Source organism: Streptococcus suis (assembly GCF_016775005.1).
In the GTDB taxonomy this organism is placed as follows: domain Bacteria; phylum Bacillota; class Bacilli; order Lactobacillales; family Streptococcaceae; genus Streptococcus; species Streptococcus suivaginalis.
On record NZ_JAEUXI010000011.1, the window covers coordinates 1 to 13,832 of the forward strand.

10 protein-coding genes and 12 tRNA genes are annotated in these 13,832 nt (G+C 44.3%); 20 read left to right on the forward strand and 2 right to left on the reverse strand.

The features are described from left to right. The first annotated feature begins 81 nt into the window (after nt 1-81). The 18 genes from JNG37_RS09465 (at nt 82) to JNG37_RS09550 (ending at nt 5,446) form a co-directional block, all read left to right on the forward strand. Nucleotides 82-154 (forward strand) — tRNA-Val (locus JNG37_RS09465). 6 nt (nt 155-160) lie between these two features. Continuing rightward, nucleotides 161-231 (forward strand) — tRNA-Gly (locus JNG37_RS09470). Between the two features lie 34 nt (nt 232-265). Further along, a tRNA-Ile gene (locus JNG37_RS09475) sits at nt 266-339 on the forward strand. Between the two features lie 5 nt (nt 340-344). Beyond that, nucleotides 345-416, forward strand: a tRNA-Glu gene (locus tag JNG37_RS09480). 8 nt (nt 417-424) lie between these two features. Further along, a tRNA-Ser gene (locus JNG37_RS09485) sits at nt 425-514 on the forward strand. A 9-nt stretch (nt 515-523) separates the two neighbouring features. Then, nucleotides 524-597: transfer RNA gene (locus JNG37_RS09490), tRNA-Met, on the forward strand. 3 nt (nt 598-600) lie between these two features. Then, nucleotides 601-673, forward strand: a tRNA-Phe gene (locus tag JNG37_RS09495). Between the two features lie 15 nt (nt 674-688). Then, a tRNA-Tyr gene (locus JNG37_RS09500) sits at nt 689-769 on the forward strand. Nucleotides 770-776: 7 nt separating this feature from the next. Next, nucleotides 777-847 (forward strand) — tRNA-Trp (locus JNG37_RS09505). Between the two features lie 6 nt (nt 848-853). Next, nucleotides 854-926 (forward strand) — tRNA-His (locus tag JNG37_RS09510). Between the two features lie 12 nt (nt 927-938). After that, nucleotides 939-1,010 (forward strand) — tRNA-Gln (locus JNG37_RS09515). Between the two features lie 12 nt (nt 1,011-1,022). After that, a tRNA-Leu gene (locus tag JNG37_RS09520) sits at nt 1,023-1,106 on the forward strand. 112 nt (nt 1,107-1,218) lie between these two features. Continuing rightward, nucleotides 1,219-1,662 carry a zinc-dependent MarR family transcriptional regulator gene (locus JNG37_RS09525; protein WP_202848356.1) on the forward strand — a complete coding sequence of 148 codons (444 nt, stop codon included), beginning with the start codon at nt 1,219-1,221 and terminating at the stop codon, nt 1,660-1,662. Then, a complete protein-coding gene (locus JNG37_RS09530; protein WP_202848357.1) occupies nt 1,662-2,372 on the forward strand; it encodes a metal ABC transporter ATP-binding protein in 711 nt (236 codons plus the stop codon). The genes JNG37_RS09525 and JNG37_RS09530 overlap by 1 nt, the downstream gene beginning before the upstream one ends. Further along, complete coding sequence (locus tag JNG37_RS09535; RefSeq protein ID WP_202848358.1) at nt 2,365-3,177, forward strand: metal ABC transporter permease; 813 nt, start codon at nt 2,365-2,367, stop codon at nt 3,175-3,177. Before JNG37_RS09530 ends, JNG37_RS09535 begins: the two co-directional genes overlap by 8 nt. 8 nt (nt 3,178-3,185) lie before the next feature. Further along, on the forward strand, nt 3,186-4,694 hold the full coding sequence (locus JNG37_RS09540; RefSeq protein ID WP_202848359.1) for a zinc ABC transporter substrate-binding protein AdcA: 1,509 nt from the start codon (nt 3,186-3,188) through the stop codon (nt 4,692-4,694). Between the two features lie 99 nt (nt 4,695-4,793). Further along, nucleotides 4,794-5,240: a CopY/TcrY family copper transport repressor gene (locus JNG37_RS09545; protein ID WP_202848360.1), complete on the forward strand. Its 447-nt coding sequence runs from the start codon at nt 4,794-4,796 to the stop codon at nt 5,238-5,240. Next, nucleotides 5,237-5,446 carry a heavy-metal-associated domain-containing protein gene (locus JNG37_RS09550; RefSeq protein ID WP_202848361.1) on the forward strand — a complete coding sequence of 70 codons (210 nt, stop codon included), beginning with the start codon at nt 5,237-5,239 and terminating at the stop codon, nt 5,444-5,446. The genes JNG37_RS09545 and JNG37_RS09550 overlap by 4 nt, the downstream gene beginning before the upstream one ends. Before the next feature lie 27 nt (nt 5,447-5,473). Here the strand turns inward: JNG37_RS09550 and JNG37_RS09555 are convergent, their stop codons facing one another. After that, nucleotides 5,474-5,851: an HIT family protein gene (locus JNG37_RS09555; protein WP_202848362.1), complete on the reverse strand. Its 378-nt coding sequence runs from the start codon at nt 5,849-5,851 to the stop codon at nt 5,474-5,476. A 56-nt stretch (nt 5,852-5,907) separates the two neighbouring features. Continuing rightward, nucleotides 5,908-7,164, reverse strand: coding sequence for a tyrosine--tRNA ligase (gene tyrS, locus JNG37_RS09560; RefSeq protein ID WP_024407354.1), 1,257 nt, complete (start codon nt 7,162-7,164; stop codon nt 5,908-5,910). Between the two features lie 268 nt (nt 7,165-7,432). On the opposite strand from tyrS, the gene pbp1b reads away from it, so the two are divergent. Together pbp1b and rpoB are read left to right on the forward strand one after the other, a co-directional pair. Continuing rightward, nucleotides 7,433-9,844 (forward strand): penicillin-binding protein PBP1B, encoded by a 2,412-nt coding sequence (pbp1b, locus tag JNG37_RS09565; protein WP_202848363.1) that lies wholly within the window; start codon nt 7,433-7,435, stop codon nt 9,842-9,844. A gap of 253 nt (nt 9,845-10,097) precedes the next feature. Further along, nucleotides 10,098-13,670, forward strand: coding sequence for a DNA-directed RNA polymerase subunit beta (gene rpoB, locus JNG37_RS09570; protein ID WP_202848364.1), 3,573 nt, complete (start codon nt 10,098-10,100; stop codon nt 13,668-13,670). The last annotated feature ends 162 nt before the right edge of the window (nt 13,671-13,832 follow it).

Sequence of the window (13,832 nt, forward strand, 5' to 3'; positions counted from 1 at the left end):
CCGAACACAGCAGTTAAGCCCTAGAACGCCTGAAGTAGTTGGGGGTTGCCCCCTGTGAGATACGGTAGTCGCTTAGCGCAAGGGAGTTTAGCTCAGCTGGGAGAGCATCTGCCTTACAAGCAGAGGGTCAGCGGTTCGATCCCGTTAACTCCCATTTTAAGCGGGTGTAGTTTAGTGGTAAAACTACAGCCTTCCAAGCTGTTGTCGCGAGTTCGATTCTCGTCACCCGCTTTGAACTAAATATGTTCTACCCAAACTTTTGTTTGGGCGCGTAGCTCAGATGGTTAGAGCGCACGCCTGATAAGCGTGAGGTCGGTGGTTCGATTCCACTCGTGCCCATATATGGTCCGTTGGTCAAGGGGTTAAGACACCGCCTTTTCACGGCGGTAACACGGGTTCGAATCCCGTACGGACTGTATTTATTGGAGGATTACCCAAGTCCGGCTGAAGGGAACGGTCTTGAAAACCGTCAGGCGTGTAAAAGCGTGCGTGGGTTCGAATCCCACATCCTCCTTTTGATTAGCGCGGGATGGAGCAGCTAGGTAGCTCGTCGGGCTCATAACCCGAAGGTCGTAGGTTCAAATCCTGCTCCCGCAATTTGGCTCGGTAGCTCAGTTGGTAGAGCAATGGATTGAAGCTCCATGTGTCGGCGGTTCGATTCCGTCTCGCGCCATTAACTTAATATTCTGGAGAGATAGCGAAGAGGCTAAACGCGGCGGACTGTAAATCCGCTCCTTCGGGTTCGGGGGTTCGAATCCCTCTCTCTCCATACCTTTACGGGCATAGTTTAAAGGTAGAACTAAGGTCTCCAAAACCTTCAGTGTGGGTTCAATTCCTACTGCCCGTGTAGATGGCGGGTGTGGTGAAGTGGTTAACACATCAGATTGTGGCTCTGACATTCGGGGGTTCGATTCCCCTCACTCGCCTATTTTTATTAATGGGGTATCGCCAAGCGGTAAGGCAAGGGACTTTGACTCCCTCATTCGTTGGTTCGAATCCAGCTACCCCAGTTACAACTATAAGCCGGCGTGGCGGAATTGGCAGACGCGCTGGACTCAAAATCCAGTGTCCGCAAGGACGTGCCGGTTCGACCCCGGCCGCCGGTATAGTTGAAAAGAACTTTCAAGTTTTTCTTGAAAGTTCTTTCTTTTTGCTTGCATTTTCAATTTTTTATGATATACTTAACAAGTTAACAATTAATTGATTAAGGAAATACTTATGAGTAAGCTTGCGCATTTAATAGAAGTCAAATTACAGGAGATTATCCTGAGTTCTGAAAATCATTTGGAAATTTTGGTTGGGTCTTGCCAGAGTCAAGAAACGCTGACTAATACACAGGAACATATCTTGATGTTGATTGAGAATAAGTCATATACTAGTTCTGAAATCGCCAAGGAATTGGGGGTTAGCCAGGCTGCTATTACCAAGGCTGTTAAATCTTTGTTGGCAAAAGATATGTTGATGGGGATGCGGGATGAAAAGGATGCACGAATCATTCGGTATCAGTTGACTGATAAGGCCAAGCCAATTGCTTTAGAACATGCGCATCATCATGAATTAACGATTGCTACTTATGACGAAGTATTGGCTGCTTATAGCCAAGAGGAACAAGAGATTATTGGTCGTTTTTTGACTGATTTAGTTGGGAAAATTAAAAAGTAATGAGATATATCACTGTTGAAGACTTGTCTTTTTCATATGAACAAGAACCGGTCTTAGAGCACATTCATTATCATTTGGATAGTGGAGAATTTGTAACACTTACTGGAGAGAATGGAGCAGCAAAGTCGACTTTGATTCGTGCGACGCTGGGAATTTTGAAACCTTTGTCTGGCACTGTTGTGATTTCTGATAAGAGTATTTCGGGTAAGAAATTGCGGATGGCCTATCTCCCACAGCAGATTGCTAGTTTTAATGCTGGTTTTCCAAGTACTGTTTTGGAATTTGTTCGTTCGGGGCGTTACCCAAGGCAGGGTTGGTTTAGACGGTTGACGGCTCACGATGAGGAACATGTGAAGAAGAGTTTGGAATCAGTTGGTATGTGGGATCATCGAGATAAAAAACTGGGTTCATTGAGCGGTGGACAAAAGCAACGGGCTGTCATTGCTCGGATGTTTGCATCTGATCCGGATATTTTCATTCTGGATGAGCCGACTACTGGTATGGACAGTGGTACCAAGGATGCCTTTTATAAGTTAATGCACCATTCTGCGAAAAAGCATGGAAAGGCTGTTTTGATGATTACTCATGATCCTGATGAGTTGAGTCGGTATGCAGATCGCAATATTCACTTGGTTCGTGACCAGGCTTCACCTTGGCGTTGTTTCAATGTTCATGATGCGGAACTAGAAACGGAGGTAGGCCATGTTTGATCTGTCTATTTTCCAGTATGATTTCATGCAGCGGGCTTTTTTGGCAATTATTGCTATGAGTTTGTTTTCGCCAATCCTGGGTGTTTTTCTCATTCTCAGAAGACAGAGTTTGATGTCAGATACCCTTAGTCACGTTTCCTTAGCAGGTGTGGCGTTTGGTTTGGTTTTGGGGATTTCTCCGACTGTGTCAACCTTACTTGTTGTGATTGTGGCAGCAGTCTTTCTTGAGTACTTGCGGACGATCTATAAAAACTTTATGGAAATCGGTACGGCTATTTTGATGTCAACAGGTCTGGCTATTTCTCTTATTGTCATGAATAAGTCTGGCGGTAAGTCGAGTTTGAGTTTAGATCAATATCTGTTTGGATCGATTGTCACTATTAGCCAAGAACAGGTCTGGGCTTTGTTTGGTATTGCAGGTGCGGTTATCTTGTTGACTCTTCTTTTCCTACGTCCTATGTATATCTTGACCTTTGATGAGGATACAGCTTTTGTGGACGGTTTACCAGTACGTGCCATGTCTATTGCCTTTAATGTGGTGACAGGTGTCGCCATTGCCCTGATGATTCCTGCGGCTGGTGCCCTCTTGGTCTCAACCATCATGGTCTTGCCTGCAGCCATTGCGCTTCGTCTAGGGAAAAATTTCAAGTCGGTGATTGTGATCGGGATGTCGATTGGTTTCTTTGGAATGGTCACTGGTTTGTTGACGTCTTACTATGCTGAAACACCTGCAAGTGCCAGCATCACTTTGATTTTTATTAGTATTTTCTTGTTGGTGAATCTAGTAGCCAAGTTTAAAAAATAGGAGGAATTATGAAAAAATTAGCAGTTTTAGGTTTGAGTTTATCGCTTTTGGCTTTGTCGGCCTGCGGCAATAGCACAGCTTCTCAGGATGATGAGTTGAACATCGTGACTACCTTTTATCCTGTCTATGAGTTCACCAAGCAGGTGGCAGGTGATGAGGCAAATGTTGATCTGTTGGTTAAGGCAGGGACAGAGGTTCATGGTTATGAGCCGTCAGCTAAAGATATTGCTCGTATCCAAGAGGCAGATGCTTTTGTTTATGAAAATGAAAATATGGAAACATGGGTTCCAGATGTACTGGATACTATTGATACAGAACAGGTTGGTGTCATCAAGGCGACGGAGGGAATGTTGCTCTTACCTGGTAGCGAGGAAGAAGAACATGACCATGCTGAAGGGGAAGAACATAATCACGCATATGACCCACACGTTTGGTTGTCGCCGGAACGTTCCATTACCTTAGTAGAAACCATTCGGGATGGTTTGATTGCCCAGTACCCTGAGAAAAAAGCTGTTTTTGAAGAAAATGCGGCAGCCTATATTGAAAAGCTAGAAGATCTGCATTCTCAATACACAGAAACCTTGTCAGCTGCTAAGCAAAAATACTTTGTTACCCAGCACACTGCCTTTGCTTACTTGGCTTTGGACTATGGTTTGCACCAAGTATCCATCACCGGTGTCTCTGCAGACCAAGAGCCTACGGCAACTCGCTTGGCAGAATTGGCTGAATACATCAAGACCTATGGCATCAAGTACATCTATTTTGAAGAGAATGCTTCTTCAGCAGTGGCAGAAACCTTGGCTAAGGAAACAGGTGTTGAGCTGGATGTCCTTGATACTTTGGAGAGCTTGACGACAGAGGCTATGGACAAGGGCGAGGACTATATTTCCATCATGGAAGCCAACTTGGCGGCCTTGGCAAAAACAACCAGCCAAGCAGGTGTAGAGATCTTGCCAGAAGAAGGTGCTGAGACTGCGCAAACTGTCTATAATGGTTATTTTGAAGATAGTGCCGTAAAAGATCGTACTCTTTCAGATTATGCAGGTGAGTGGCAATCTGTTTATCCATACTTGCTTGATGGGACGCTAGATCAGGTCTGGGATTACAAGGCTAAGATCAAAGGTGGTATGACAGCTGAAGAGTACAAGGCTTATTACGATACAGGCTACAAAACAGATGTTGATCAAATTAACATTACAGATAATACCATGGAATTTGTAGTGGGAGATAAGAAAGAAAAATTCACATATAAGTATGTGGGTTATAAGATTTTGACCTATAAAAAAGGAAATCGTGGTGTTCGTTTCTTGTTTGAAGCAACGGATGCAAATGCTGGCAACTATAAGTATGTTCAATTTAGTGACCACAATATCGCACCTGTCAAAACAGGTCACTTCCATATCTATTTTGGTGGAGAGAGCCAAGAAAAACTTTTGGAAGAATTGGAAAACTGGCCGACTTACTATCCAGTTGGTTTGACTGGTTTGGAAATTGGTCAGGAAATGCTGGCTCACTAAGAATAATGAGAAGACTGGGCAAGATGTTCAGTCTTTCTTCTTGACATTTTTTGACTACAAATGTAAACTGAATGTAGAAATGTGATTGGAGGTGTGTGTGTGGAGCAGACAATTTCTGCTGCGGAGTGGCAGGTCATGCGGGTCCTGTGGGCCCAGCCTGGTGCAACTTCTCAGGAAATTATTCAGGCCTTGCAGGAAGGCTTTGATTGGCAGGCGACGACCATTAAGACACTCTTGGGGCGGCTGCGGAAGAAAAACTATTTGAGAATGGATAAGGAAACCAGCAAGTACCACTATTATCCGCTGATCAGTGAAGAGGAGCATTTGCAGGGGCAGGTGGAGCTCTTACTAGCTACCATATGTTCCACAAAACAGGGGAAACTGGTTGAAAAACTGCTAGACACAGGGATATTTTCCCAAAAAAGCCTTGAAAGTCTGGCCAGCAAAATCTCGCAGCTACAAAAGACCGCACCCGAGCAAATCGCTTGTCGGTGTTTGGCGGGGCAATGTACCTGTGGGCATCATGCAAAAGGAGAAAGAAGATGAAGCAAACTTTGAAATTGAAAAACTTATCGTGCCAAAACTGTGTCAAGCATGTGACCAATCACCTCTTGGACTTGGACGGGGTGGAAGATGTGAAAATCCAGCTGGAAGAGCAGTTGGCGGAGGTGGAAACCTCTGTGGCCTATGACTTGGAACAGTACCAAGAGGTGCTGGATGATACTATCTATGAAGTGGAAGAGTTGATATAAGCGAAAAAGCAGCCGTCGGGCTGCTTTTTATAATGCTTTGAGAAATCTATGCAGGTCTAGTTGGACTTGTGCAAGTGAAATTTGGTCCCAGAAGCCGTCTGATTGAAAGCGTGGAATCAGGTGGACATGGAAATGGGTGCCAGCGTCAAACAAGCGGTCGTTGCAGGCTATGGTCACGCCGTCAATTGTCAATGCTTGACAGAGTTTTTCAGTCAACAAGACTTCTAGGTCTGACAGTTCATAGCGAACAGCAGGAGGGACTTGGCTGAGCGTGTCATAGTGTTCCTTGCTGATAATCAGCAGATGTCCTGTTTGAATAGGGTCAATGTCCCAGACAACCTTGAAATGCTCTGTCTGGTAGAGAATATCTTCTTCTTTGAGTTGGTGGCAAAAAATGCAGGTCATGTCTTTTCTCCTAGGTTAGCAGAAAAGGAAATCACATAGGATTTCCTTGAAAAATATTAATAAGTCAAAACAGAATACTTCTTCTTCCCACGGCGGATAACGGTCAACTCGCCGTCAATCTTGTCGCTGTCAGAAAGAGTATAGTCCAAGTCCTGCACACGCTCACCGTTGACATAGATGGCACCATTTGCTACATCTTCACGAGCTTGGCGTTTTGAGTTGACAATACCAGAGGTAACCAAGAGTTCAACGATGTTAAGGTTGTCTTCAGCCTGGACAGCGTAGTTTGGAACGTTGCTGAGGCCCTGCTTGAGTTCTTTCGCGGATAGGTTTTTGATATTGCCAGCGAACAATTGCTCGGTAATATTAAGGGCTTGGTTATAGGCTTCTTCACCGTGGACCAGTGTCACGACTTCCTTAGCCAAAATCTTCTGAGCTAGGCGTTCGTGACGGGCAGCGTCAAATTGTTTCTCGATTTCAGCAATCTCATCCAGTGACAAGAAGGTAAAGATTTTCAAGAAACGAACGGCATCGTCGTCCATGACATTGAGCCAGAATTGGTACATTTCATACGGAGAAGTCTTATCGGCATCGAGCCAAACAGCGTTGCCCTCTGACTTACCAAACTTCTTACCTGTTGAGTCGGTGATAAGGGGAACAGTCATCACGTGACCAGACTTGTCAGCCTTGCGGCGAAGCAATTCAGTACCTGCTGTCATGTTACCCCACTGGTCAGAACCCCCGATTTGTAGGGTCACATTGTGCTTGTCATTGAGTTCATAGAAGTCATAACCCTGCATGATTTGATAGGCAAACTCGGTGTAGGAAATCCCTGTCTCAATCCGTTTTTTCACAGAGTCTTTGCTCATCATGTAATTGACTGTGTAGTATTTACCAACATCACGGAGGAAGTCGATAAAGCTGATGTCTGAGAACCAGTCATAGTTGTTGACCATTTCGGCCTTGTTGTCACCATTTTCAAAATCTAAGAAACGGGAGAGCTGACCTTGGATTTTTGTTACCCAACCGTCCACGGTATCTTTGGTTTGCAAGCTGCGCTCCGCATCCTTGAAGGAAGGGTCGCCAATCAGACCAGTTGCACCGCCAACTAGGGCGTAAGGCTTGTGACCAGCTAACTGCAAGCGACGGCTAGTTAAGATAGCAACCAAGTGCCCCAAGTGTAAACTATCTGCTGTTGGATCGTAGCCTGTGTAATAAGAAACCTGTCCTTCTGTCAATGCTTTTACCAAGGCTTCTTCATCTGTCGTTTGAAAGACCAAGCCACGAGCTTTTAGTTCTTCAAAAATGTTCATACTCTTCTCCTTATAGCTGATTTGAGATTTCTAATACGCCAAAAGAAAACAAGACCAAATTGCTGCAAGCCTTGGATGGCTACAGAAAGGAGGCCTTTTATAGGGCGTGCTAGTCTTCACAATCTAAACTAACGGACCAAGGCCAGGAGCTGGAAATCATTTCCCCTGTTTTTGAACCGCTAGTATCATAAAAATTCCCTCTTATTATACCATGAAATCGTTGAAAAGAAACAAAATTTGGTATAATGGATAGGATAAGGAGTTTTTTATGTCTAAAAACAAGAAAAACAGCCCAAAAGAGCCTTTGAACTTTACAGGACGTGACTGGATAAGTGTTCTTTTGAGAAGTATGAAATTGATGATCAATTCTATCACTGTTATCCTTGGCTTAATCGGGGTATTTGGTGTGGGTGTCGGTTTAGGTTACATTGGCAGTCTTTTTGATTCTGTTGAAGTACCAGAATCGACGGAATTGGTTTCGGAAGTGACACAATTGACACGGATTTCGACGGTCACCTATCAAGATGGGACCCTGGTGTCGGAGGTCAATTCGGATTTGCTGCGTACTCCAGTTGAGAGTGCTCAAATTTCGGACTACCTCAAGCAAGCGGTCATTGCAACAGAGGACGAGACCTTTGAAAGCCATAATGGTGTGGTTCCTAAGGCGGTGATTCGAGCTGCCCTGGGTTCAGTAGGACTCGGTTCTTCAAGTGGTGGTTCGACCTTGACCCAGCAGTTAATCAAACAGCAGCTAGTAGGGGATGCACCGACCTTTTCTCGAAAGGCAAATGAAATTGTCTCAGCCCTTGCCTTGGAGCGGACTATGACCAAGGAAGAGATCTTAACAACCTATCTCAATGTCTCGCCCTTTGGCCGTAATAACCAAGGCAAGAACATCGCAGGGGTAGAAGAGGCAGCCCAAGGGATTTTTGGAAAACCTGCTAGTGAGTTGACAGTTCCGCAAGCGGCCTTTATTGCCGGTTTACCACAGAGTCCGATTGTTTACTCGCCTTACTCATCAGATGGTAGCCTGAAATCCGCTGAAAATATGAGCTACGGGCTTGCTCGCTACAAGGATGTTCTGTACAACATGTACCGTGCGGAATATCTGACTAAGGAAGAGTACGAAACCTATCAAGCCTATGACATTACACAGGATTTCCTTGCTCCGAACCCTGTCACGGGAGATACCAAAGACTTCTTGTATTACGCTGTTATGGATGAGGCCAAGGAGCGGATGTACGATTACTTGGTGACTCGGGACAAGGTGTCAGAGAGTGATTTGAAAAATGACGAAACGGTCGCAGCTTATAGAGAAATGGCTGCAGAAGAGTTGAGCTTAGGTGGTTACGTCATTAAAAGTACTGTCAATAAGACCATCTATGACGCTATGCAAGCAGCTACTGCTAATTATGGATATTTGCTTGATGATGGTGGTGCCCTAGTTGAAACTGGCTCAGTATTGTTGAACAATAAGACAGGTGCAGTTTTAGGTTTTGTTGGAGGTAGAGATTATTCTCAGAACCAAAACAACCATGCCTTTAGTACATTACGTTCGCCGGCTTCGACGATAAAACCTATTCTTGCTTATGGAATTGCTATTGATCAAGGGTTGATGGGATCTGCCAGTGTGTTGTCAGATTATCCTGCAACCTTCTCAAGTGGCGAGCAAATTATGCATGTCAATAGTATTGGTACTGGGAAAATAGATTTACAGACGGCTCTTAATCGGTCTGTGAATATTCCGGCGTTTTGGACATATAAGTTATTGCAACAGTCCGGTGTTGATGTTCAGAGTTATATGGAAAAAATGAATTATCAGATTTCTAACTATGATATTGAAAGTCTCCCTCTTGGTGGAGGTGTAGAGGTTTCTGTAGCGACGAATACAAATGCATATCAAACCTTAGCAAATGGTGGGGTTTACAACGAGCGCTATATCGTTGAAAGTATAACAGCTCCAGATGGCACAGTTATTTATCAACATATTGCTGAACCTGTACAGGTGTACTCTAAAGCTACTTCAAGCATTATGATGCAATTGTTAAAAGGAGTTATTTCTTCTGGTGTAACAACAAACTATGCTACTTGGATGCAGTCAATAAATCCTCAAATTATGGCAAAGACAGATATCGTTGGTAAGACAGGTACTAGTAGTGGAGCAGCCGACGCTTGGCTGATGTTAGCAACACCACAGATTACATTGGGAACTTGGGCTGGTTATGACGATAATACTAGGATGGCTGACCTAGCTAGCTATAACAACAATCCACATTATGCTGCATATTTATCAAACGCTATTTATCAAGCGGCACCTGAATTATTTGAAGGTCGATTCGAGTTGGATGACTCCGTGATCTCCTCTAGTGTGGTGGCTTCGACTGGTCAACGTCCAGGAAGTGTTCAGGTTAATGGCTTTACCTACAATGTTTCGGGAGCTATGACAACGAGTTACTGGGCTAAGAATGGGGCGCCTACAGCGAGCTATAAGTTTATGATTGGCGGAACAGATAGTGACTATGCAACAGCTTGGAATTCTCTCTTTGGCTCGCAGACGAGAAAAAACAGTAGTTCTTCATCGAGTCGCTCTTCTTCATCAGGTGCCTCAAGAAATAGTTCTTCGTCAGAGACATCCACATCTTCTGACACAGAAACTTCAACGGCGAATGATGGGGAATAATCTTGCAAGTTTGCAGAAAATATGGTAAAATAGATTAAATTATTTGTCGTGTGTCTTGGTTGAAATATTGTCCAATCAAGGCTTACAGCAGTTAAATCATACTTGAACAAGGAAGATTTAACTGCTCTTTTTGTGTCTATTTGATGGATTTTTAGGAATTGTAATGTATTCTTAAAGATTCTAAAAATTCTAACAAAAGGCAAATGTGTTTGATTTTGCAGAAAAATCAATAGAAAAATAGAGGAGAATTAACTTGGCAGGACATGACGTTCAATACGGGAAACATCGTACCCGTCGTAGTTTTTCAAGAATCAAGGAAGTTCTTGATTTACCAAATTTGATTGAAATCCAAACGGATTCTTTCCAGGATTTTCTTGACCATGGCTTGAAGGAAGTCTTTGAAGATGTGCTTCCGGTTTCTAACTTTACAGAAACCATGGAATTGGAATTTGTTGGTTATGAATTAAAGGAACCAAAATATACCTTGGAAGAGGCGCGTGCACACGATGCCAACTATTCTGCACCAATTTTCGTTACCTTCCGTTTGATCAACAAGGAAACTGGTGAAATTAAAACCCAAGAGGTCTTCTTCGGTGAATTCCCAATCATGACTGAAATGGGTACCTTCATCATCAACGGTGCAGAGCGGATTATCGTTTCTCAGTTGGTACGTTCACCAGGTGTTTATTTCAACGATAAGGTGGATAAAAACGGTAAGGTTGGTTACGGCTCAACTGTTATCCCTAACCGTGGTGCCTGGTTGGAATTGGAAACAGACTCTAAGGATATTGCCTATACCCGTATCGACCGTACGCGTAAGATTCCGTTCACAACTCTTGTACGTGCTCTTGGTTTCTCAGGTGACGATGAAATCTTCGATATCTTTGGTGATAGCGAATTGGTTCGCAATACTGTCGAGAAAGACATCCACAAGAACCCTGCTGATTCTCGTACAGATGAAGCGCTTAAGGAAATCTATGAGCGCCTTCGTCCAGGTGAACCAAAGACAGCTGAAAGCTCTCGTAGCCTTCTGACAGCTCGTTTCTTTGACCCACGTCGTTACGATTTAGCACCTGTTGGTCGTTACAAGATTAATAAAAAGCTCAACCTTCGTACACGCTTGTTTAATCAAACACTTGCGGAGCACGTGATTAATGGAGAAACAGGTGAGATTGTCTTGGAAGCAGGTACAGTCTTGAGCCGTGATGTTTTGGACCGTATTGAAGACCAGTTTGACGAGCTCAACTTGGTGGAATATATTCCAAATGATTCCGCTGTTTTAACTGAGCCAGTTCTTTTGCAGAAATTCAAGATTGTTGCACCAAAAGATCCAGATCGTGTAGTCACTGTGATTGGTAATGCTAATCCGGCGGAAAACGTACGTACAGTAACACCTGCGGACATCTTGGCAGAGATGAGCTACTTCCTCAATTTGGCTGAAGGTCTTGGTCGTGTAGATGATATTGACCACTTGGGTAACCGTCGAATTCGTGCCGTTGGTGAATTGCTTGCCAACCAAGTACGTATCGGTTTGACTCGTATGGAACGTAACTTGCGTGAGCGTATGTCTGTTCAAGACAATGAAGTATTGACGCCACAACAAATCATCAATATCCGTCCTGTTACAGCCGCGATCAAAGAATTCTTTGGTTCATCTCAGTTGTCACAGTTCATGGACCAACACAACCCGCTTTCTGAGTTGTCTCACAAACGCCGTTTGTCAGCCTTGGGACCTGGTGGTTTGACTCGTGACCGTGCTGGTTATGAGGTTCGAGACGTTCACTACACCCACTATGGTCGTATGTGTCCGATTGAAACACCTGAGGGACCAAACATCGGTTTGATCAACAACTTGTCTTCTTACGGACACCTTAACAAGTATGGTTTCATCCAAACACCATACCGCAAGATCGACCGTGCAACTGGTACAGTAACGAACGAAATCGTTTGGTTGACAGCGGATGAAGAAGATGCCTACATCGTAGCACAATCAACTTCACCACTTGATGAAAACAACCGTTTCGTTGATAAAATCGTTATGGGACGTCACCAAGGTAATAACCAAGAGTTCCCAGCAGATTCAGCAGACTTCATGGATGTTTCACCTAAACAGGTAGTTGCCGTTGCGACAGCATGTATTCCTTTCTTGGAAAACGATGACTCCAACCGTGCCCTCATGGGTGCCAACATGCAACGTCAGGCTGTTCCATTGATTGATCCAAAAGCACCTTACGTTGGTACAGGTATGGAATACCAGGCTGCCCATGACTCAGGTGCGGCAGTTATTGCCCAACATGATGGTAAGGTTGTTTACGCAGATGCGGACAAGGTAGAGGTACGTCGTGAAGATGGTTCCTTGGATGTTTATAGCATTCAAAAATTCCGTCGTTCAAACTCAGGTACTGCCTACAACCAACGTACCCTTGTGAAATTGGGTGATGTCGTTGAAAAAGGTGACTTCATCGCAGATGGTCCTTCTATGGAACGTGGGGAAATGGCTCTTGGTCAAAACCCTATCGTTGCCTACATGACTTGGGAAGGTTATAACTTTGAGGACGCGGTTATCATGTCTGAACGCCTTGTGAAAGACGATGTCTATACATCTGTTCACTTGGAAGAATATGAATCAGAAACACGCGATACCAAGTTAGGCCCTGAAGAAATTACTCGTGAAATTCCAAACGTTGGTGAAGATGCTCTTCGCAACTTGGATGAAATGGGTATTATCCGTATCGGTGCTGAAGTTAAAGAAGGCGACATTCTTGTTGGTAAAGTTACACCAAAAGGTGAAAAAGATCTTTCTGCTGAAGAGCGCCTCTTGCACGCTATCTTCGGTGACAAATCACGTGAAGTACGTGATACTTCTCTTCGTGTACCTCACGGTGCAGATGGTGTCGTTCGTGATGTGAAAATCTTTACCCGTGCCAACGGTGATGAATTGCAATCAGGTGTTAACATGTTGGTTCGTGTTTACATCGCTCAAAAACGTAAGATTAAGGTCGGAGATAAGATGGCCGGTCGTCACGGTAACAAGGGTGTCGTTTCACGTATTGTACCTGTTGAGGATATGCCATATCTTCCAGACGGAACACCAGTTGACATCATGTTGAACCCACTCGGGGTGCCATCACGTATGAACATCGGTCAGGTTATGGAACTTCACTTGGGTATGGCGGCTCGCAACTTGGGCATTCATATCGCAACACCAGTTTTCGATGGTGCAAGTTCAGAAGACCTCTGGTCAACTGTTAAAGAAGCAGGTATGGACTCAGATGCTAAGACCATTCTTTACGACGGTCGTACAGGTGAGCCGTTTGACAACCGTGTATCTGTTGGTGTCATGTACATGATCAAGCTTCACCACATGGTTGATGATAAACTTCATGCCCGCTCAGTCGGACCATACTCACTCGTTACCCAACAGCCACTCGGAGGTAAGGCTCAGTTTGGTGGACAGCGTTTCGGTGAGATGGAGGTTTGGGCCCTTGAAGCCTATGGTGCTTCAAACGTCCTCCAAGAAATCTTGACTTACAAGTCAGATGATGTGACAGGCCGTCTTAAAGCCTATGAAGCCATCACAAAAGGTAAACCAATTCCAAAACCAGGTGTTCCAGAATCATTCCGCGTTCTTGTCAAAGAATTGCAATCACTTGGTTTGGATATGCGTGTCCTTGATGAAGATGATAATGAAGTAGAATTGCGTGACCTAGATGAAGGTGAAGATGATGATATCATCCACGTAGATGATCTTGAAAAAGCACGTGCAAAAGCAGCAGCTGACGCAGCGGCAGCCTTTGCAGCAGAAGAGGCAGCAGGAAAAGAATAATCAAAATGAAGGAAACGGTTGGTCCTATTCCCCTTTTAAGAGGAAAGAAGGACCAACTGAGGACTTCGGTTTGATGACTGGGAGGAGAACAGAGTTCTGCTTCCAGCGACCTGATGTCAATGATTCAAGAATTCGAGGTGTGACTCATCCACCTCTCACAAG